General features: G+C 66.0%; 13 protein-coding genes and 2 pseudogenes. 3 read left to right on the top strand and 12 right to left on the bottom strand.

Annotation, left to right across the window (positions count from 1 at the left end):
* Nucleotides 1–125: 125 nt before the first annotated feature.
* The 12 genes and pseudogenes from PSH25_RS00175 to PSH25_RS00125 form a co-directional block, all read right to left on the bottom strand.
* Nucleotides 126–803, bottom strand: a complete 678-nt coding sequence (locus PSH25_RS00175; protein ID WP_238656991.1) for a hypothetical protein — start codon at nt 801–803, stop codon at nt 126–128.
* Between the two features lie 161 nt (nt 804–964).
* On the bottom strand, nt 965–1,309 hold the full coding sequence (locus PSH25_RS00170) for a hypothetical protein (RefSeq protein WP_238656990.1): 345 nt from the start codon (nt 1,307–1,309) through the stop codon (nt 965–967).
* Between the two features lie 18 nt (nt 1,310–1,327).
* Nucleotides 1,328–1,732 carry a hypothetical protein gene (locus PSH25_RS00165; RefSeq protein ID WP_238656989.1) on the bottom strand — a complete coding sequence of 135 codons (405 nt, stop codon included), beginning with the start codon at nt 1,730–1,732 and terminating at the stop codon, nt 1,328–1,330.
* 455 nt (nt 1,733–2,187) lie between these two features.
* The gene (locus PSH25_RS00160) at nt 2,188–2,490 is read right to left on the bottom strand and encodes a hypothetical protein (protein ID WP_238656988.1); all 303 of its coding nucleotides are present in this window, start codon (nt 2,488–2,490) and stop codon (nt 2,188–2,190) included.
* A 60-nt stretch (nt 2,491–2,550) separates the two neighbouring features.
* Nucleotides 2,551–2,763 carry a hypothetical protein gene (locus tag PSH25_RS00155; protein ID WP_238656987.1) on the bottom strand — a complete coding sequence of 71 codons (213 nt, stop codon included), beginning with the start codon at nt 2,761–2,763 and terminating at the stop codon, nt 2,551–2,553.
* A 230-nt stretch (nt 2,764–2,993) separates the two neighbouring features.
* Nucleotides 2,994–3,133, bottom strand: a pseudogene (locus tag PSH25_RS34280) (transposase); the annotation flags it as partial.
* Nucleotides 3,134–3,267: 134 nt separating this feature from the next.
* Complete coding sequence (locus tag PSH25_RS34095; protein ID WP_372492680.1) at nt 3,268–3,990, bottom strand: DUF4184 family protein; 723 nt, start codon at nt 3,988–3,990, stop codon at nt 3,268–3,270.
* A gap of 835 nt (nt 3,991–4,825) precedes the next feature.
* On the bottom strand, nt 4,826–4,993 hold the full coding sequence (locus PSH25_RS00145; RefSeq protein ID WP_238656985.1) for a hypothetical protein: 168 nt from the start codon (nt 4,991–4,993) through the stop codon (nt 4,826–4,828).
* Between the two features lie 161 nt (nt 4,994–5,154).
* Complete coding sequence (locus PSH25_RS00140) at nt 5,155–5,406, bottom strand: DUF3349 domain-containing protein (RefSeq protein ID WP_238656984.1); 252 nt, start codon at nt 5,404–5,406, stop codon at nt 5,155–5,157.
* A gap of 260 nt (nt 5,407–5,666) precedes the next feature.
* Nucleotides 5,667–6,170, bottom strand: coding sequence for a hypothetical protein (locus tag PSH25_RS00135; RefSeq protein ID WP_238656983.1), 504 nt, complete (start codon nt 6,168–6,170; stop codon nt 5,667–5,669).
* Nucleotides 6,171–6,175: 5 nt separating this feature from the next.
* Nucleotides 6,176–14,821, bottom strand: a complete 8,646-nt coding sequence (locus tag PSH25_RS00130; RefSeq protein ID WP_238656982.1) for a golvesin C-terminal-like domain-containing protein — start codon at nt 14,819–14,821, stop codon at nt 6,176–6,178.
* A 135-nt stretch (nt 14,822–14,956) separates the two neighbouring features.
* On the bottom strand, nt 14,957–17,665 hold the full coding sequence (locus tag PSH25_RS00125) for an MGH1-like glycoside hydrolase domain-containing protein (protein WP_238656981.1): 2,709 nt from the start codon (nt 17,663–17,665) through the stop codon (nt 14,957–14,959).
* A gap of 42 nt (nt 17,666–17,707) precedes the next feature.
* Here PSH25_RS00125 and PSH25_RS00120 point away from each other — a divergent pair, with 42 nt between their 5' ends.
* From PSH25_RS00120 to PSH25_RS00110, 3 genes and pseudogenes are all read left to right on the top strand, one after another.
* Nucleotides 17,708–19,651, top strand: coding sequence for an amylo-alpha-1,6-glucosidase (locus PSH25_RS00120; RefSeq protein ID WP_238656980.1), 1,944 nt, complete (start codon nt 17,708–17,710; stop codon nt 19,649–19,651).
* Between the two features lie 136 nt (nt 19,652–19,787).
* Nucleotides 19,788–21,125, top strand: a complete 1,338-nt coding sequence (locus tag PSH25_RS00115) for a glycosyltransferase family 4 protein (RefSeq protein WP_238656979.1) — start codon at nt 19,788–19,790, stop codon at nt 21,123–21,125.
* A gap of 83 nt (nt 21,126–21,208) precedes the next feature.
* A pseudogene (locus tag PSH25_RS00110) lies at nt 21,209–21,910 on the top strand (serine/threonine-protein kinase); the annotation flags it as partial.
* Nucleotides 21,911–22,002: the final 92 nt, after the last annotated feature.

Below are 22,002 nucleotides of genomic sequence, written 5' to 3'. Positions count from 1 at the left end.
AGTCGTCCCGTATCTCCCTCAGACGCTCGCTGTGGCTCACCGGCAGTCGGCGGGCCACAGCGCCCGGGGATATTTGTTTATGGTAGACGAGAACATCGAAGTTGCGCCTCGCATTGGTTACTCAATCAGCGCTTCCAATCAGCGGCCAATTGATCTGCAAGCTCCAGCATTTCCTCATCACTGAGCGGGGGAACGATGTAACCACTGGACACGACGTGCGAAAGAAAATCCGTTGAGAGTTCCACGTGATGTCTTCTCAGGTAATGCGCAAGGTCATAGCGCCACACCCAAGTCCCATCGCTGATCCACGAGGAACACCCCGAAGCCTCCTGGTAACCGTACTCACCAGTGATGACATCTGGCCCACCCTCCATGGCCGGGATGATCATATGGCCATCATCCAGGTACTGCAGGATCTGCCCTTCGTCTGGCTCCCCGACGGCGCGCACCGATGCGTGGATGCTGGGCTCGCCCATCTCCACAGCTCGCTTCGGATCCAGCTCCGGGAAAAATCCGACCTTCTTCAGCACCTCAACCTCCGACGATGGCCAGGAACATGCGTGGTTGTCGTCGTTCATCTTCTGGGTGACGTCGTGCGACCGGTTGCCGTTGAGGTCGTAGTCGAGGACCGATTCGGAGACCAAGGTCGTCCCGTTCGACTTCTTCTCCGTCTGGGACTTCAACAGCCCGTCGAGGAAGTACGTGTAGTCGACGGTGTTGCCGTTGCCCTTGACCTCCTCGAGCTTTTCGCCCCGGTCGGTGTAGAGACCGCCTCGGGGGTTGATCGCCAGGGAACTCCCCACATCCCCATATCCACCCAGCCCATGCGCTCGATCTCAACGGAGCTTCGCCCATATCCGACACGCCAACGCGGGCATCATCACTCCCCGCCACTATCGATCATGAAACGGCTGTGCGGAACGATGCCCTCCGGATGGACATCCGGTGGGCATCGTCGCCATTCTCAATCCTGATCCTTCTCCAGCGATTCCGCTCTTTCATTCAACGCTGCGGCGATTTCATCCCAGTCGGGACCGAAGTTTCGCAGATCCGTCGCCGCCTCTCTCAGCAGAGCCACGTCGTCCGGCCTCTGTAGACAGGCCATCCGGTACGCGAGATTGCGCGCCCACACCGGTAGGCCCATCCAATCCTCGTCGAGCACGGTATGGAGCACGGCGACGATTTCATCCGCCGGCGTGAATGTGATCACTTCGACGAACTCCTGCTCGATGTTCCTGACCTCGGCCAGACCGCGCTCGCCGAACTGACCCGACGACAACGTCCGAGCCAGGTCAAGCAAGGTTTCCACTCGGCCTCCACATCCCCGTCAGTTGAGCCAGTATGTGCTGACGCCGACCCTATCAGGACCGATCTGGACTGCGTTGTAGGTGATCGACTTCCCATCCACATCGATCACGCGTTCCTCCGTGCCCACATTTCGCCCGACTTGGGGAAGCGCACCGCCACCCGACTTGAACTTCTCGATATCAGCGATGATCGCCTGCTCGACCTGGTCCGGGGTGAGGTTGGCGCTCCGCAGATCCGTACCAGTGCGATGCGGACGGTTGAATCCGTTCTCCGTGTTGATCTGATAAGTCGTACCGTTGGACTCCCAATCCCTACGCAGGTTCCTATCGCCCGGGTCGAGTCCGTTGGTCTTGGTGACCTTCGGGCCGCCTCCGGTGCCTCCACCACCCTTCCCTGGCGGGTTCTCCAGCTTGCCAGCGCCCACCCGTTGTCGTAGTAGCTGTACGTGGTGTCGTTGCGCACCGACTGACCCGCCGACGGCGGCGCGGACAACGTCGCCAGACGGCCCACCTCGTCGTACGTGTAGGTGGTCTTGTCCGCAGTGGTGTAGCGGGCGTCGTCCTTGTCGTACGCCGACTGGGTCTCCTTCACCCGGTTCAGCGCGTCATAGACCGTGACCTGGGCGAAGTCGTCCGGGCCGTCGGTAGTCGCCACACCCCGCGGACTGATGACCTTGGTCGTGTTACCCACCTGGTCGTACTCGCACCTGGTGAAGCGGTATGAGATGGTGCCGAAAAAGTCCAGCACGTAGTCGGTGCGCCGGTTCCCCTCCGTCGACGACGGCGGGGTCTTCACCTGCGTCGTGTACGTCGACTTGGAGGCTGTTAACGGAGGGCTGAGGCCCGGCCGTCATCGGCCGGGCCTCAACTCGTGGTCGTGCTATCCGTAGTTGAACATGCCGGCGTAGGGGTCGGGCTCGCCGGTCCACGGGTCCACCCCGGACCGCAGCCGGCGCATGTACTCCGTCCGGGTCAGGAAGGCGGCCCTCCTACGGCCGAAAAGGCCGACGTCACCCAGAGGACAGGTGGGGGAGTCTCCTTCCAGGTGGCGGACGAGAAACTCGACCATCCCACAGTCGTAGCGACGCCAGATGCTCTCGCCGCGGTTGTAGACCAGCACCGGCCATTTCTCGGGGTCCGGGTCGGAGGCGTCCCAGCACAGGTTGTCGCCACTGGAGTCCACGGCCCACAGGATCAGCCGCGGGGTCGCGCCCTCAAGGTCACGCTCCTTACGCGACTCCTGCTACAGGACCCTGGCGAACGCCGTACCGGCACGCATGTCAGCGCCGTCCCCGTCGGGCGGATCGACCCAGGGCTCCGGTGTACCGATCACCAGATAGTCCTCGATCATCCCCGCTCCATAGATTGCGATGAAGCGCTGGTACGCGGCCGGGAAGGCCCTCCCCCAGGACTCGGCGATCTCGTCCCAGTCGACCACCGTGTCGCTGTCCGTCACGGGCGGCATGAGAAGCAACAACCCTCCAACTCCGCGGGTTCAGGCACCACGTCTCCTCAACTCGGCGATCAACTCATGCCCCCAGTTGGTACCGGGGCCCCGGTGTTGGGATCGTTGAACGCTCCGAGGTTAGTCCCGTCGTACGTGTTCGGAACGATGTCGTCGATCGCGATGCCGGATGTGCCGTCGGGATTCGTGCCGTTGGCGGTGATGTGGAAGCCGACCGGCGCTGCCAACTGCACGACGTGGAAATGGGCGACGACCAGCAGCGCGTGCGGCAGAACCTGCCGGATGGCGGCCTTGAACACGGTGCACATGTCGATCGCCCCGCTTGGATCTGCTCGCGCCAAACCGGTCGGCGAGCGGCGAGCCCTCGCAGCTCTTCACTTGTGACCATCCGAACTGGCCAATCGGATGATCACCCGTGAGCTGCGAGCCCTCCATGTCCGGGTCGCCGTCAGCCGCGAACCCCACTCAACTTCGAAGATCCAGAAAACTGCGCTCTCAACGCCTGTCGCCCCTAACCTTAGCCACCAGCCCACCTACAAGCAGCGCTAACGCCATTACATGCAGAATCCGAACTCCGAACGCCGCAGGGATTCCCGAGGCTGGCAGGAAAGGCAAGGACGCCAGCCCCCCAACAACTGCAGCAGCAACGACCCCCCAGAACAGTCGGGGAGAAACGGGAACCGACTTATCCCCTCGACCCGGTGCATCCCGGCCGGGAAGTGCCCGAGGGAGGAGCACAACCACCAAACAAGCTCCCACAAGGGTGCTCAGCGAATCCGAGACGGTCCACCACGGAACTCCCGTGGTCTCGTACCAGCGGATTCCAAACACCACGCAGAGCCATCTGTCGGTGTGTGTGAGCCAATCCCAGGCGATGTGAGTCACCGCGCCGACCAGGACAGAACTAACGGTGATCCACCAGGCGTAGCGGACCTGACCGAGATCGGCACAGGCTGACCATCTTCCTGGAAAATACGGCGCGACGACAGGAACGAGTTGGCGGAAGATCCAAACATACGTCAAGGCAACCGGCAAGCACCACCAAAAAAGGGCCGGTATTGAATGCGTGTCAGCGATCCACATACGGGTACCCATAGTCAGGTAGGCGACATCGGGCGCAACGGTTCCGGCCGCGAGTGCGACTCCATCAAACCGCCTTGGGGCCCAAAGCTTCAGCGGCAGTACTGCAGCCAGATGCGAGGGGAATGTTAGCGGCACAAGAGCAGGCTACCTGCTTCCTTCGAGGCTTCTCGCGCGACAAGAACTGCGGCATGAGGCGCGACAACGCCTCCATCCGTGTCAAGGCGACCTAACGGGTCGTAGGGCGAAGCGCGAAGTCCCCGAGGACATCGTGGAGCGCGCAACTCTCGACCACAACACGCCAGGACTCTATCCGACGGGCAGCCGCAAGGACTGAAAATGCTCGCCCGACCGCGCCAATCCCAGATTGGCCGATTCTCAACCATCCCCGGGCAATCATTTAGTGCGATCATGTCGCCCCGTCGCCTCCTGCGAATCGGAGTGAGGACAAGCCTGCCGCCGATTCACGCCAGCAGATCCGAACGGCAGGGTGGCCGAAAGCTCCGGTCGCCCTGCCGTTTCCGCTGTCTGGTGGTGCTTTCGATCCAGTCGATCAGCCGTGTCGCACAGATATGTTGGCCAAAAGATCGGGTCACCCAGGAATAGCGTGCCGTCGATCAAGGAAAAATCTTCGTATCCGGGTATCTTCACGTCCACATATCCTGCCACTAGTCGTTCGGTCTCACCAGCCGCCCACAACTGCTTATTGGAACTGTTTTAATGAAACCTAGCCATCTTTGCGAAATCGCGTATCTGATTCAACGCACCTTCTCGATCCGCCCCAGGGCGTAGAACAAGTTCGGATTCCGCCCAAGACACCAACCGGTCTCTGATCGACAGCAGCAACTCCTGCCGCACATCCTCATCGAACTGGTCCAGTACAACTATTCCCAGGTTCTTATCTACAACTTCATCAAGCGCGCCAGCCGCACTTTTGTCTACAAGACTCCGCGATAGCCGGCGAACCACCCAGTCAAAGAGCCATGACGGTGCCGACCATGCCAGGTCTCGATTTTCCGACAAAGAAATCAAGCCTGCCATGTCCGTTGCCGCCCTCCAACCGTGAAAACTCGCCCCCAAGCGGAGCAATAAACTCTTCCACCTTCGCTACCTGCTCTGGCGTAAACTGCGATACATCCATCAAAACGTAGTACGCCTTGTCGAGATGCTTCGTAATCTGATTTTGATTGGCTCGAGAAGTTGCCTACAGCATCATAGGTTGCCCCGGAGGCGACTTATGGCGTGGATCAGGAGGTAGGAGCCGAACCGATCTCCAATCGACACCTCTGCCCCTTATTCAGACTAACACATCAGCAATAACCTGGATATGCGGTTTTGGCCAGAATCCAGAGCGGCGCCGAGGCAGGCGCCCGCCGTCCGACCGACGGCAGCTGCCGCGTCATTATCTACAATGACTGCCTCTCCACCAATCAGTTCGGCCACCAACAGAGCCAGATTCTCGTCCGTAGGATCGGCATGCAGCGCGGCCAACAAGGGCCAGTAGTCCTTGCCCAAGCGACCTTCGGGATATGCGTGACGGAGAATCTTCAGCATGGGCCTTAGATGAGGTGGAAACACGGCTCAGAGGCCCAGGAATGCGTATCTGACGTCAGCTGCAATCGCTCGGTCATCAGCGCTACCCCATCGAACCCACGGGGAGCCAGAGCTTGAGCGGAAGCAACGGAAAGGTCAACGGCATGGACGAACTCTCTATTTTCCAAAGGTCAATGGCTTGCGTCAATGCAGACCACCAGGCTTGAGGCACCCACCGATCGACTACGCGATCACCATGGCGCTGGGCACCGGCGCCTGCATCATTTCTTATCGCTGACGGAGATGAAGGAGAGAAGCAGAAGTTGCTCTCTTCCACTTTCGATGTTCTCTAAGGTCGCTTGGTCAACTTGCACGAGGACGGTTGGCCCAGTCAGCTTGTTCCACCGCTTAATGAAGAATTTACATACTTCAGCGCCATTGACCTTACCTTGGCCGATGACAGTGAATGGGCCGTCCGGCATTTCATCGACAAGGGAAACGTCGGCAGCATCCCCGGTCAGAAGCTGCATCGGATCAGCTTCCGGAGTCCCGACATACGCGACATTCCACGACGCCCGGTCCACGTAAGAGGCAACCTCCCGGTATCCGTCGAGACTGACGCGCGACGAGCATCTCTTAAGATCCTCGATGGCCTTCCGCTGCCCGGCACAACCGGCAAGAGTGGCGAGGGAGGCAACGAGAAGAAACAACAACAGCCACGCTGCAGGAAAGCTAACGGCCCGCGCCGTCGGTCTGACAGCGCGGGCCTGTTGAGAACTGGTCATGACAGTTACATTATCAGCCACCCAGGATCAAGCATAGTGTTCTTGTACCCTCCCCAGGCAAACTCGGTGATGGATCTGAAGTCCGAGTAGCCTGGTCTGACATCTTGGCCGTACACGTATTTCTGGGCATCCTCATTGAGGTTGCCTGATGTCATCATATCAACCATCCGGTCTCCCCCTTGGTTGTACCCGACGGCCACGAGCTGGTCCGTCGTCAACACGCTGTTATTGTTCTGACTGTCGGCAGTCTCCTGCAACATCTTCACCTGGTAAGTCATAGCCGTGATGGCGAGCTCGTCATCGTTGATCATCTCCTCCCAGGCCCGACCCGCAAAGACCTCGGGGTACCGCTCCGCCGTCTTTTTGAACGTATTTTCTTGCATCTGGCACATGCCAATCGAGGGACCGTGGCCGACCAGAGCTGACCAGACGCCCAACTTATCCAGTCCTACCTGCCCGCCCTCGTAGGTCCTGGCCGCCCCACCCCCCATCGTCCGAAGGCTGCTCTCCTTAATCAAGAGCGCCATCACGGTGACTGGATCGACCCCAGCAGCGGCTGCAGTTTCCTTAACCGTGTCGGAATATTCGAGGAGCTGATCGACAACGGGGATATCGGGAGTATCAAACTGAGTGCTGGCAGCAGCAATCAGGGCTTGATCGTCCGGCCCCAACGGAATGTGACCATCAAGCTCCACGGCCGAAATCGGGTTGCCACCGCAGAACGCATATCGGTTGGCCGTCCAGGGATCGGCGCCCAGCTTCATGTCGGCCAAAGCGCCGTTGTAGCTGTCTCGGGACATGAACCGGTTCAGGCCGGGACTGTAGTCGCGGAAACCCATGTCGTAGTTGCCGGAGGACTGGTCCCACCGCTTGGCGTTGTACCGGTAGGCGTTGTAGGGCTCCTTGGTCGGATCCGCCGCGTCGGGCTTGTCGACGCCTGTGAATTGGGTGTCGTCGTTGGCGCCGTAGGCGGTGTAGCCGTAGGTGGCCTTGGTGTCACCGGTCTTGTCGGTCAGGGTCTCGACGTCGGTGTGCGGGTTGTAGCCGTAGTAGGCGTCCTCGTCCGTGCCATCGGTGTTGTGGGTGACCTGCGACAGTCGCTGGCCCCACGGCGAGTACTGGTACGACTTGGTCAGCTTTCCAGCGACCTCCTCATCCAGAACCTCGCCCGACAGGCCGAGGTAGTTGAAGGTCGTGGCCTTCTCCTTGGCTCCGCCGGCGTCGGTGGTCTTGGTCGTCGTGCGGTCCATCGGGTCGAAGGTGTACTTCGTGACCGAGGTGGCGGTGCCGTTGTTCTTCCGGTTCTCGACGACGTGGTCGAAACCGTCGTACACGTTGCGCTCGATCACCGTCCCCGCCGCCGTGACGGTGTCCAGGCGGCCGAACGGGTCGTAGTTGTACGACGCCGTCGAGCCCCCGGTCACCGCGGTCAGCAGCCGGTTCCGCTCGTAGTTGAACGTGGTGGACGTGCCCTTCACCGTCTGACTGGTGACGTTGTTGTTCGCGTCGTGCACGTAGGTTTCCGTGCCGGCGCCGTCACCGGTCTTCGTCAGCGACGCCAACCGGTCCCGCGGGTCGTAGGTGAAGTCACTGGTCGTGCTCAGGTAAGCGCCGTGGTTGTCGGCGTTCATCTTCTTGGTGACGTCGTGCGACCGGTTGCCGTTGAGGTCATAGTCGAGGACCGATTCGGAGACCAGGGTGGTCCCGTTCGGCTTCTTCTCCGTCTGGGACTTCAGCCGCCCGTCGAGGAAGTACGTGTAGTCGACGGTGTTGCCGTTGCCCTTGACCTCCTTGAGCTTCTCTCCCCGGTCGGTGTAGGTGTACGTCGTCACCTTCGGCGACGCGTCGGTGGCCGACTTGCCGTTGGTCACCTTCGACACCAGGTCGCGCTCGTCGTAGGTGTAGGACGCGTACTGCTTGTCGTGATCGGTGGTCAGCGGCGCGCTGTTCTCGTTGTAGGTGAACGACGTCGAGTTCACCACCGCGCCCGACTTCGACTCGGTGACCTTGTCGACCTGGTTCAGCTTCGTGTAGGTCACCGCGTAGCTGTCGACCCGGGTGCCCGGGGAGGCGTCCGTGATCGTGGTCAGGTTGCCGTTGGTGTCGTACCGGTAGCTGTAGTCGTGCTTCTCGTTGTCGACATCGGCCGCGTTGTCCCGGACGAGCTTCACCGCGTCGGCGACGACCGTGCCGGTGGCCTGGTCCGACAGCGTCACCTTCTGGGCGTTGCCCTCGGTGAAGCTGTACGAGCCGAGGCTGACCCAGGTGCCGGCGCCGGCGGTCTGGTTGACCGTCTTCACCGTCGGGCCCGCGCTGGAGTTGACCGTGTACTTCGCGTCGGTCGCCGCCCCGGACACCGTCGGGAAGCGGGCGTACACCTGGTAGCTGCCCGCCTGGGGCACGTTCAACTGCCAGGTGAACACGTTGGTACCCGTGCCCGCCGCGTGGGTGGCGTAGTCGATGCCGTACCTGTTGGTGGCCGTGTTGGCCGTCGGCCAGGTGCCCGTCGCAGTGGTGTTGTTGAACTCCGAGTTGTCGACCAGCACCACGTGCTTACCCACCGGCACCCCGTCGTCGGACCGGGCCTTCAGCTTCCCGTCCGGGAAGTACGACCAGCTCATGGTCCGGTTGGAGGAGCCGCCCGCCGACGTCAACGTCCGGGCCGTCTGCGCACCCAGCTCGTTGTAGTCGTACGAGGTGACGATGTCCCACGGGTCCGAGGAGGACTTCGCCCACCCGTTGTCGTAGTAGCTGTACGTGGTGTCGTTGCGCACCGACTGACCCGCCGACGGCGGCGCGGACAACGTCGCCAGACGGCCCACCTCGTCGTACGTGTAGGTGGTCTTGTCCGCAGTGGTGTAGCGGGCGTCGTCCTTGTCGTACGCCGACTGGGTCTCCTTCACCCGGTTCAGCGCGTCGTAGACCGTGACCTGGGCGAAGTCGTCCGGGTCGTCGGTGGTCGCCACACCCCGCGGGCTGATGACCTTGGTGGTGTTACCCACCTGGTCGTACTCGTACTTCGTGATGCGGTACGAGATGGTGCCGGAGACGTTCTTGTACGGCACCTTGACCTCGGTCGGCTTACCTCGCCGGTCAAGATTGACCAGCGTGGTGTTGCCGAGCTGGTCGGTGCTGCCGGTGACCAGGCCGTCCTTGTCATAGGTGCTGCTGGTGAACTTGCCCAGCGCATCAGTGGCCTTCGTGACCCGGTGCGCGAGGTCGTACGTCATCGTCGACGTGTAGTCGAGGGTGTCGGTGGTAGCGTTCTTACGCGGGTCCACCACCTTCTCCACGTTGCCCACGTTGTCGTACTGGTAGGTGATCTTGTCGCCCTTGGCATTCGTCACCGAAACCAGCTGGTAGATCTCGTCGTACGCGTTCGTCGTTCGGTAGTCGGCCGGGTTCGCCTCGGGGAGATTGCCCTTCCGCTCGGTCGTGGTTTGCAGGTTGCCGGCCTTGTCGTACGTGAACGACGTCTTGCGCTCCGGGTCGCCGGCCACGTCGACCGGCGCCTTGGTCCAGGTGAGCTGGTCGGCGGCGTCGTAGAAGGCCGTGGAGACTGCCCCGTTGGGCGCGGTCGACTGGGTGACGTTGTCGTTCGCGTCGTAGGTCGGTGCCGGATTGGTGATGTACACCCCGGCGGCCTGGTCCTTCGGCGTCCTGCTCTCCAGTGGACGGCCAAAGGTGTCGTACGCCTGGGTGGTGTTCTTGCCCAGCGCGTCGGTGACCGTGGTGACCTGGCCGCGGACGTCGTAGACGAAGGTGGTCGCCCTGGTCAGGGAATCCGTGATCGTCTGCGGGTAGCCGTTGGCGTCGTAACGGCTGTACTTGGTGCTGTTGCCGTTGGCGTCCTTCGCCGTGTCGAGCTGTCCAAACGCGTCGTAGGTGTTGTAGGTGGTGTAGTCACCGGCCGTCGCGGTGGAGGTGCCCATCGGGTCGGTGACGCTCGCCAGGTCACCGTCGGCCTCGTAGCTGAAGATCCACTTGCGCCCCTCGGGGCTGGTCTTCTCCGTGAGGTCGGCGACGTAGCCGTTGAGCTGACGCTGGTAGGTCAGCACCGTGCCCGGCGTGCCGTTCTTGACCGCCTCGGCGTCCCTGATCTCCGTCGGGTAGCCGGTCTTGGCGTCGTACGCCCAGGTCGAGACGGCCTGGTTGTCCTCGGTGAGCTTGGTGACGTTGTGGTCACCGTCCCACTCGAGCTTGGTGACCTGGTTCTTCGCGTTGGTGGTCTCGATCGGCCGGCCGTAGCCGTCCTGGAGGTAGCCGGTGGAGTGGTTCTCCGCGTCGGTGACCGTCGTACGGATGTTGCTGGTGGCGTCCGGGTCGACGTAGGCGAACTGGGTCAGGTTGGCCTTGTCGTTCCGGTCGGTGTAGTGCTTGGTCCGCCAGTGCCACGTCGGGTCGTCCCCGGCGGACGGCGAGAAGTACTGCAGCTCGGTGGCGTTGCCCCGCGGGTCGGTGACCTTGACCAGCTTGACGTTCTTGTTCCCCTGCGTCATGTCGTAGGCGAACTTGAACGTCTTCGGCGCACCCATGGGGCCGCTGGAGCCGTACCCGTCGACCAGCTCGCCGAGCAGGCCCTTGTCCGTGTAGGTGAAGGTCATCTTCCGACCGGAGATGTCGGTGATCTGCGAGATGTGGTCGATGATCTTCGGGTTGGTCAGGTTGGTCGCCCCGGACACCCGGGCCCAGGTGGTGTCGTTGATGTAGTCGTAGGTCTGACCCTTGGCGTAGTAGTCGATCGTCAGGGTGTTCCGGCCGGCCGCGTCGGTGATGTACCGGAGGAACTTCGTCGGTTTGTTGTTCGACTTCCGCTCCTCGTAGGTGAACGTCATCGTGTTGCCGTTCTTGTCCACCGTGCTGGTGAGGAAGCCCTCGCAGTCGTAGTAGAACTGCGTGCGGTCCGGCTTGGTCAGCCGCCAGGCCCGCTGCTCCTGCGTGTTCGGCTTGCAGTCGAGCGCGGTGACCTTTTCCAGGTACAGGTGCACGCCCTTGGGGCTCTTCCACGTGGAGGTCGCCGAGTCCCAGGTGAACCAGTGACTGGTGCCGTCACCATCGGTCATGGTGACCTTCGTGGGGTTCGGGTTGGGGTGGAAGTCCAGCGGGCTGCCCAGCCGCATCAGCGACGAGGCCTGCAGCGACCAGCCGTACCCGGCGACAGTGTCGGACGTGTCCAACGAGTTGTAGGACATCCGGACGAACGTCGACAGGCCGCGCGACGGATTGCTCAGCGCGTCGTACGACCAGACGGTGTTGCCGGCGTACAGGTTGTTCATCAGGGTGCCGCCGGCACCGGTGTTCTTCCCCGCGTACGAGTAGAACTTCTCCAGACCCAGCTGGTCCGAAGTGGGCTCCTCCACCGCCACGTTCTGCGGCAACGGCTGGATCGCCGGGACGGTCTCCGACAGCTTCTTACTGGTCAGCTTGTTGCGCAGGTCCCACTGCAGCACGTAGTCGGTGCGCTTGTTCCCCTCCGTCGACGACGGCGGAGTCTTCAGCTGCGCGGTCACGTCGACAGTGCCACCGGCCGGGATGCTCTTGGGCAGCGGCGTCCTCAGCTCGTAGGTGGTGTCGGCGCCGTCGGTGAGCCCGTCGGCCCGCTTCCAGTCGTACGCCAGCTCCCAGTCGGTCGGGTTCCAGGGGGCGAGCGTCGGGTTCGACAGGGTCACCGGCACGCTGTACGTCGCGTTCGGCGTGGTGAGCGTCGGCGTGGCGGCCGCGTAGTAGGTCGACTCGGCGGTCTGTTCGAGGTAGGTGACCTCCAGCGTCGGCCGCAGCAGGGGCTCTTCCGCCTCGGACGACAACAGCATGGCCCGCGCCGTGAGGTTCGTTTCGTCGCGCTGGCGCAGGAGGAAACCCTTGTTGCTGCTGGGCGCGGTGAGCCAGCCCTGCACCGCGGGCGTGACGTTCCAGTTCGCCCACTCCGGGTCGTTGGTGAATCCGTTGAAGCTCGCCTTCCAGCTGGTGTCGTAGTCACCGCCACCACCCGTCGTGAGCCACGCGGCGGTGCCGTTGCTGGTGCTCCAGGTCGCCTTGCTCTCGTCGAACGCCGTCGTCAGCTTGTGGACGTCGACGTACTCGTCGGTGTCGGTGCCCGGGTAGAGGTAGGTGTTGTACATCCTCAGCTGGGCGTCGACCACCTGGGCGCTGGTCGGGACACCGGCCAGGGCGGGGAACTTGATCAGGCCCCGCGTGTCGCCGTAGTAGTCGGAGTTGTTGCCCGGACTGACGTACGGGTCACCGTCGTAGACGTCGACGTTCTCGGTCGAGCGGGTCTTCGACAGTGTGGTGTCGATGACGCCGTCGGTGCCGGTCGCGTTCGTGCCGGCGGTCCGGTAGATCCGGGTGATCTGGCCGGCCTTCGGCAGCATCGCCGGCTGGGTCGGACCGGCGAAGAGCTGCCCGCCCCGGGTCTTGACCGCCACCATGTAGTAGTAGAACTTGCGGTCCATCGGGTTGGTGTTGTCCGCCGCCGTCGGCACCGCGGTGGTGTCTTGATACGTCAGCGTGCTCGACGAGACCGGCGCGATGAGCGTCGTGGCCGACGGCGTGAAGTTCTGGTGCACGCTGCGGTGCACCTGGTACTCGACCACGTCGTCGTTGTCGGCCGTGGTGGGCGTCGGGTCACCGTACGACGGCCAGGTCAACACGGCGCCGGTCGACGTGACAGTCGTCGGCGGGTTCAATGCCACACCGGGTCGCCCGTAGGTGACGACAAGCTTCGGCAGGTTGTAGTCCCGCCGGTCGTTGGCGTAGGCGTACTCCGACGCCTCGAAGATCGGGCCGCCCTGGCCGAGGGTCGTCTCGTTCTTCGCCTGCAGCGAGAAGCCGTAGTTGGCCTGGGTCTTGTTGACCCATTGCTGCACCACGCTGCGCACCGGGAAGGACAGCCAGGCGCTGGACTTCGCCGCGTCCTTCACCGCGCCCTGCTTGCTGAACCGCACGGCGTCGGCGATCACGACCTCGTTGGCCACGTCGCCGAGCACGACCTTGCCGGTGGTGCCGGCGTCGAACTGGTGGATGCCGAGGGTCTTCCAGGCTCCCTTTTCGTCAGGCGTCCGCTGGTCGATCGTGTAGTCGGTCCTCTTCCCGCCCGACGAGTGGACGGTGTACTTGGCGGTGTCGGTCCGGTCGAAGGCGCCGACGTAGTGCACCTCGACCTTGTAGTCACCGGCTTCGGTGAGGGTCGGCGTCCAGGTGTAGGTCTCCCCGGTCACCGCGTCCTTGTTCACGCGATAGTCGGTACCGACCGCCTCCGAGGTCAACGTGCTCGTCGACGCTGTCCAGGCGCCCTGCGCCGACGAGCCGGTGTTACCGTCGTCGACGGTCACGAAGTTGCCCGCCAGCCCGGTGTCGACCTTGTTGTACATCGAGTTCCAGGTCGCGGTGTCCTCGTCCCACACGGCGGTGACCCGACGCGCCTCGATCGGCACGTCGTACTGCCAGGCGGTGTGCGTCTGGGAGTAGTACATCTCCAGACGCGCGTCGTCGATCGTGGTGTTCGCCGGAACCAGGCTGGTGTCGAACTTGACCAGCGAGCGCCACTTGCCCGAGCCCGACGTGCCGACGGACAACGGCCACTTGGTGATGTCCTGCCCGTACGCGTGGGCCGGGTCGGCGGAGTTGATCTGCACGTCCTGCGCGTCGGTCGGCACCGGCTGGACCTTGATGGTCGGGTCGATGACCACCGGGTAGACCCGTGCCCGGTCGGCCAGCCAGCCACCGTCGGCGGTAACCGTGATCGTCGACCGGCCGCCGGTCTGGCTCACCCTCTGGGTGACCTTGTCGCTCCACACCTTGCCGACCGGTGACGCCTTGTCGTCCTTCGCGTCGTACATGAACGGCGCCGGCATCACGAAGACCGGCTCACCGCCGCCCGGACGGACGAAAGCGATCGAGCCGTCCTCCCGCTGCTGGGCGGTGAGGCCGGCCGTGTCCAACGTGAACGTGTACGACACCGGGCCGCTCGGGGCCCGGCGCAGGACGATCTTCTCCTTCAGCGCCGTGGAGGTGACGTCATACACGACATCGGCGCCACCGGCCACACCGGCGTAGGTCACCGTCGAGCCGGACACCGTCGGCGTCACGCCCTTCGCCGCGCCCTCCAGACCCAGCTCGATGCTCCGCCCACCCTGCTCGAAGCGGACCAGATCATCCGAGCTGTCACCGAACAGGCTGGTGAAGCTGTTCGTCCGGTTGCCCTGGACGTACCCCTTGTCCTTGACCGGACGGACCCGGGTGTCGATGGTCTGGAACGTGCCGTTCGCGTCCCGGTAGTGCAGCGGAACCATCGAGATCTCGGCCTGCGTCCGACCGTCCGAGAGCTGGTAGACCTTGCCGTTGGCGGTCCGCTTGCCGGTGAGCTCCTTGACCCGCTTCTGCGGCGGCCACTTCTTCGCCGCCGGCGGCTTCTCCTGCACCGCCAACGCGGCGCTGACCGCCTCGGGCTTGGCCCGATCCGATCCGCTTCCACCCACAAGGTTGTCGGCGGCCTTCCCGATCCTGGAGAGGAAACCGTCGTCCTCGGCGGCGCTCGCCGCGCGATCCGCGCTGTCGGGTTGGTGGTCCGGTAGGACCTCCGTCCCGCCCAGCGTGGCCACCAGGGCCAGCGCCAGTCCCCCGATCAGGGGACCCCGCAATTTCTTCTTCACCCGTTTTCCTCCGGTCTGGAGACAGACACGTCGGGTGGAGGCTAGGAACGGGCGATATACGCAGGGGCATCACTCAGCTACTTTCCAGCAGCCACCCCTGGCCGAGCAGGGGTTCTGGACGCCTCCACGAGGACGTCAGCGGCGCAGGGTGAGGATCAGGTCGGCTACCAGGGCCGTCCAGCCGGTCTGGTGCCAGGCGCCCAGGCCGGCCCCGTTGTCGCCGTGGAAGTACTCGGGGAAGGCGATCAGGTCACGCCAGTCCGGGTGGGTCTGGAAGAGCTGGCAGGCGCCGTAGATCGGCCGTCGACCCCAGTCGTCCTGCGTGAAGAGCGCGATCAGCCGGGCGGAGAGGTCGTCGGCGATCTCGTCCAGGGTGTGCTTCACCCCGGAGCGGGTCGGGTACTCCACCTGGAGGTCGTCGCCGAAGAACGCCGCATAGTCCCGCAACGCGCTGATCAGCAGGAAGTTCGTCGGCATCCAGATCGGACCACGCCAGTTCGAGTTGCCCCCGAACAGCCCGCTCGTCGACTCGGCCGGCTCGTAGCCGACGGAGAACTCCTGCCCGCCGAGGGTGACCGAGAACGGCTTGTCCAGGTGCGCGCGGGACAGCGTACGGAGGCCGAAGTCGGAGAGGAACTCGTCGGGGTCGAGCATCCGGGCGAGCAGGCGTACCACCTGCTCCGGGCCGACCATGGACAGCAGCCGCTGCTGCCGGCCGTCCGGGCCCAGCCGGCGGGTGCCGATCACCTGGGCGTACTCCGGGCGGTTGGTGAGGAACCAGCGCAGCCGGGCGCCCAACTCCGGTAGGTGGTGCAGGGTCCTGGCGGTGAGCCGGGTGGTGGCCGCCAACGGCAGCAGCCCGACGACGGACCGGACCTTCAGCGGCACCTTCGTGCCGTCGGCGAGGCGCAGCACGTCGTAGAAGAAGGCGTCCTCGTCGTCCCACAACCCCTGCTCGTACGCGGCGGCGGCGATGTAGGCGAAGTGCTCGAAGAACTTGGTGGCGGTGTCCACCCAGGTCCGGTCGTGTTCGGCGAGCACGATCGCCATGTCCAGCAGGTTGAGCGCGTACATGCCCATCCAGCCGGTGCCGTCGGACTGCTCCAGCACCCCGGCGACCGGCAGCGCCGCCGAGCGGTCGAACGGACCGACGTTGTCCAGCCCGAGGAAGCCGCCCTCGAAGACGTTGTTGCCGCCGGTGTCCTTGCGGTTGACCCACCAGGTGAAGTTGAGCAGTAGCTTGTGCATCACCCGGGCCAGGAACTCGTAGTCCCGGCCGCCGTCGATCTCGAACACCTTCAGCGCCGCCCACGCGTGCACCGGCGGGTTCACGTCACCGAACGCCCACTCGTACGCCGGGATCTGCCCGTTGGGGTGCAGGTACCACTCGCGGAGCAGCAGCAGGATCTGCTCCTTGGCGAAGCCCGGGTCGACCCGGGCGATGCTCACGCAGTGGAAGGCCAGGTCCCAGGCCGCGTACCAGGGGTATTCCCACGGGTCGGGCATGGAGATGACGTCGAAGCTGGTCATGTGCCACCAGGCGCTGTTGCGCCCGTGCCGACGCCCGGCCGGCGGCGGTGTCGAGCCCGGGTCGCCTTCGAGCCAACGTTTGACGTCGAAGTGGTAGAACTGCTTGCCCCACATCAGCCCGGCGATGGCCTGCCGGGCGACCAGCGCCTCGTCGGGGGTGGCGGCCGGCGGGATCACGCCGGCGAAGAACCGGTTCGCCTCGGCCCGCCGCGCCCACACCACGGCCTCGAAGCCGTCGCTGAGGTCGGCCGGGGGCGGCGGCGCGGCGGCCGGCGGCGACGCGGTACGGGTCAGCCGCAGCCGGATCTGGCGCTGCTCGCCGGCCGGCACGTCGAGCACGTAGTGCAGCGCGCCCTTGGTGCCCTCCCGGGCCGGGTTGACCGTGGCCGCGCCGTTGACGACGTGGTCGTTGATGCCGTCCTTCGGGAACGGCGTGCGGCCGGGCAGGCCCCAGAGCCGTTCGGCGTTGGTGTCGTTGTCGCAGAGCAGCGGCACCGGCCCGCCGTCGCCCTCCAGCAGCAGCTGGCCGAGCACCCGGTGTTCGCCGACGAGCCGGGTGCCCTGGCCGGTCAGCCGGGGGATCCGGTCACCGCCGGGCAGGCCCCAGGACCAGGTGTTACGGAACCACAGGGTGGGCAGGACGTGCAGGGTCGCCGCCCGGTCACCCCGGTTGGCGACGGTCACCACCATGCAGAGGTCGGTCGGGGACGCCTTGGCGTAGTCGACGGTCACCGCCCAGTACCGGTCGTCGTCGAAGATCCCGGTGTCCACCAGCTCGTACTCGGTGTCGTCGCGGCCGCGCAACGCGTTCACCGCGACGAGTTCGTCGTACGGGAAGGCGGCCTGCGGGTAGTGGTAGCGCCAGCGCATCCAGGAGTGGGTGGGCGTGGAGTCCTCGTACCACCAGTACTCCTTGACGTCCTCGCCGTGGTTGCCGCCGTCGCCGCCGAGGCCGAACATCCGCTCCTTGAGGATCGGGTCCTTGCCGTTCCAGAGGGCCAGGGCGAACGCGAAGGTCTGTCGTTCGTCGCAGACGCCGGCCATCCCGTCTTCATTCCACCGGTAGGCTCTGGACCGCGCGTGGTCATGCGGGAAGTAGTCCCAGGCCGTACCGTGCTCGCTGTAGTCCTCCCGTACCGTCCCCCACGCCCGTTCGGACAGATAGGGACCCCATGCACGCCAGTCCTGCTCCCCCGAGTCAGCCTGGGCGAGCCGGAGCCGCTCAGCGTCGGGTGGCGAGGCGTCGGAGGACGATCGGTCAGTGATCACGTGCACATCTTTGACGTCGCCGCGGTACTTGACCACAGCGGCCATTCTCGTCGTGGCGTGTTACACCCCGCCGCCGGTGGAGGAAAGTTGATCGACATTCACTTCGGCCCGCAGATCTGTGGCGATCTGACCAGCGCGGCCAGCCGGGAGTGGCTGGTCCCCGACGGCCTCGGCGGCTATGCGATGGGCACGGTCGGCGGGCTGCGGACCCGTCGCTACCACGGCCTGTTGGTGGTTCCCGGCGAAACGCCGGCGTCCCGTCAGGTGGGACTGGTCAGTCTCGATCCGGCGGTCACCCTGCCGTCCGGCGCGCGGGTGCGCCTCGGCGCGCACGAGTGGGCCTCCGGCGACGTGGACCCGCGCGGCTTCGAGCTGTTGGAACGCTTCGACCTGGTCGACGGGCTGCCCCGCTGGCGGTGGCGGATCGGCGCGGTGGTGATCGAACGGGAGCTGGCCATGCTGCCCGGCCGCTCCTGCGTCGCGGTGGTGCACCGGCTGGTCGCCGGTGGTCCCGTCCGGCTGGAGCTGTCGGCCGCCTGCACCTGGCGGGACGCGCACGGCGAACGGCGGGCCGACGGCCCGGTCCCGCAGGTCGAGGCGGTGGCCGACGGCGCGGTGGTCGAGGGCGCGTACCGGCTCGCCGGCCCGGGCTGGGCGCCCGAGGGGCAGTGGTGGCTGGGCGTGCACCACCGCGAGGAGGCCAACCGAGGGCTGCACCCGGACGAGGACCTCTGGTACGCGGGCCGCTTCTCCGGCGACCTGGAACGCCCCGGCGACACGGTGTCGGTGCGAGCCTGGGCCGGTCGACTCGACGAGGAGCCGCCGCCGGCCACGGAGATCGTGGCGACGGCCCGACGGCGCAACCGTCAGGTGGTGGCGACGGCGAAGCCGGCCGACGACGTGGACGCCACCCTGGCGCTGGCCGCCGACGCGTTCGTGGTGCGCACCAACCAGGCGGCGGTGGACGTGGTCGCCGGCTACCCGTGGTTCGGGGCCTGGTCGCGGGACACGATGATCTCGTACGAGGGGTTGTTCCTCTGCACGGGTCGCGCCGACGAGGGTCGGGAGCTGCTGCGGGCGTACGCGGCGACGCTCTCCGAGGGGATGCTCGCCAACACGGCCGACACCGGTCGGGTGGAGTACAACACCGTCGACGGCACGCTGTGGTTCCTGCACGCGGTGAGCCGGCACGTCACCGTCACCGGCGACACCGACCTCGGCGACGAGTTGCTGCCCGCGCTGCGCGCCGTGATCGACACCCACGCGGCCGGCACCCGGTACGGGATCCGCGTCGACCCAGCCGACGGGCTGCTCACCCAGGGCGCCGCCGGCACCGCGCTGACGTGGATGGACGCCCGGGTGTACGGGGTGCCGGTCACCCCGCGCACCGGCAAGCCGGTCGAGGTCAACGCGTTGTGGATCAACGGGCTGGCCGGGCTCGCGGAGCTGACCGAGCTGGCCGGGCAGGACGCGGACGAGCTGTGGCGACGGCACGGGCAGGCCACCGCCTCGTTCCGGGAGCGGTTCCCGGCCCCGACCGGTTGGCTGCACGACGTGCTGGACGCGCCCGCGCCGGCGTACCCGTTGGGTGGCGCCGCCCTGCACGACGACGACGCGTTGCGCCCGAACCAGTTGCTGGCCTGGTCGCTGCCGTACGCGCCGATGGAGCCGGACGAGGCGACGCTGCGGCGGGTCGCGGGCGGGCTGCTCACCCCGCTCGGGCCGCGCAGTCTCGCCCCGGATTCCACCGAGTTCGTGGGCCGGCACCGGGGTGGCCCGGCCGACCGGGACGGGGGCTACCACCAGGGCACGGTCTGGCCGTGGTTGCTCGGCCCGTACGTGGACGCCGCCCGACGGGGGAAGATGTCCGTCGATGACGTATTCGTCGGCATTGAGGCCCATTTGATGGAATATGGGTTAGGCTCGGTGAGCGAGACGGCCGATGGCCTCGCGCCGCACACCGCCACCGGGTGCCCGTTCCAGGCATGGTCGGTGGCCGAGCTGCTGCGGGTGCGGCGAAAGAGCCAGTAGCGCTTTACACGACCGCAACGGTGGTGTCGCCGCTGGTTATCGCGATCCCGGCAGGATTGGCCTCGATCCAGACGCGACGGCGACATCGATTCGGTGTCGGTCGGCGCGCGCCCGGGGACAACTCAAAGGGGGCCGCATGTCACCCGATGCCCACGTGATCGACATCAACCCCGCCCGACAGCTGCGGGTGCTGATGCTCTCCTGGGAGTACCCGCCGGTGCTCGTCGGCGGTCTCGGCCGACACGTGCACGCCCTCTCCGTCGCCCTCGCCGCCGCCGGCCACGAGGTCACCGTCGTCACCCGCCACAGCGAGGGCGCACCCCTGGAGGAGTACGCCGACGGCGTCCGCATCCTGCGCGCCCCCGAAGACCCGGTCACCTTCCCCCTCGCCACCGGCTCCCTGCTGGCCTGGACCATGGCCTTCAACCACACCCTCACCCGCACCGCGCTGCGCGCCACCCAGGCCGGCTCCTACGACGTCATCCACGCCCACGACTGGCTCGTCGCCCACACGGCCGTCACCCTGGCCGAGCACCTGGACCTCCCCCTAGTCACCACCATGCACGCCACCGAGGCCGGCCGGCACCAGGGCTGGCTCCCGGAGGAGATGAACCGCACCATCCACGGCGTCGAGCACTGGCTCAGCAGCTCCTCCATTCGGGTGATCACCTGCTCGGGGTACATGCGCGACCAGGTGACGGCGCTGTTCGACGTACCGGCCGCCCAGGTCGACGTGGTGCCCAACGGGGTCGACGACCGGGCCTGGCGGGCCCGCCCCCGAGCGGTCGCGTCGGCTCGGGCCCGGTTCGCCGGTGAAGGCCCGCTTGTCGGGTACGCCGGGCGGCTGGTCTACGAGAAGGGCGTCCAGCACCTGGTGCACGCCGTACCCCGGCTCCGCGAACGGCACCCCGGGCTGCGCGTGGTGATCGCCGGCGACGGCCCCTACCGCGCCGAGTTGGAGGCGGAGGCCCGGCGGCTGGCGCTCAGCTCCACCGTCCGGTTCACCGGGTTCCTCGACTCCACCCAACTGCCGGCGATGCTCGGCGCCACCGACGCGACAGTGGTCCCCAGCCTCTACGAGCCGTTCGGCATGGTGGCGCTGGAGGCGGCGGCCGCCGGAGCGCCCCTCGCCGTGGCCCGTACCGGCGGCCTCGCCGAGATCGTCGAACCCGGCGTGACCGGGGTGACGTTCCCGCACAGCGACCCGGACGCGCTCGCCGGCGCGGTCGGCCAACTGCTCGGCGACGAGGTCTTCGCCCGGCGGTTGGCCCGCCGGGCCCGCACGATGGTCGGTGAGCGGTACGGCTGGGCCACCATCGCGGCCCGCACCGCCGCCAGCTACGCCACCGCCCGTCGCGAACACGGCCCCGTGCAGGCCCGACGCGCCACCGCCCGACTCGCCGGCGGGCGGACCCGGATCGCCATCCCGGAGGGGAACCTTCTCGCCGCCGCCGTCGACCACGCCGCATGCTGAGCTGAGTCGGACGATCGATAGGTGACTTCCGATCCGCTGGTTAGGGTGTAGCCCGGACAGCGGCTGAGGAGGAGCGTGCACAGGTGCTGATCGCCGGTCGGTACCGGCTGCTCGACCTGGTGGGTCGCGGGGGCATGGGTCGGGTGTGGCGCGCCCACGACGAGATGCTGCACCGCGAGGTGGCGGTCAAGGAGATCGTTCCACCGAGCTGGTTGGCCGATCGTGAACGGGAAGAGCTGCGCTCGCGCACCATGCGGGAGGCGCGCGCCGCCGCCCGACTCAACCACCCCGCCGTGGTCCGGCTCTACGACGTCGTCGCGGTCGAGGGCAGCCCATGGATCGTCATGGAGTACGTCCCGTCCCGCACCCTGCAGGACGTCGTGGACGCCGAGGGCCCCCTGGAGCCCGCCCGCGCGGCCCGGATCGGCCTGGCCGTGCTCGACGCGCTGAGGGCCGCGCACACCGCCGGGGTGCTGCACCGCGACATCAAACCGCAGAACGTGCTCGTGGCGCACGACGGGCGGGTGATGCTCACCGACTTCGGGCTGGCCACCTTCGACGGTGGCGACGGCGCGATGACCCGCCCCGGCATGGTCCTCGGCTCCCCGCAGTACGTGGCCCCGGAGCGGGCCGCCGAGGGGGCGTCCACGGTGGCCGCCGACCTGTGGTCGCTCGGGGCGACCCTGCACGCCGCCGTGGAGGGGCAGTCCCCGTACGCCCGCAGCACCGCGATGGCCACCCTGAGCGCACTGGCCGCCGGCCCGCCGGACCCCGCCCCGAGATCGGAAGAGAGTGGGGTAGGGAAAGGGGGGAAATCTCGGGGGGCGGCGTATGATTGAAAAAAAGAAAGCAAGAACACGCAAACGTCGACATCACC

The sequence above is a fragment of the Micromonospora foliorum genome (assembly GCF_022229015.1).
Lineage (GTDB): Bacteria > Actinomycetota > Actinomycetes > Mycobacteriales > Micromonosporaceae > Micromonospora > Micromonospora foliorum.
The sequence above is the reverse complement of the archived record's forward strand: the minus strand, read 5'-3'. Positions and strand labels throughout refer to the sequence as shown.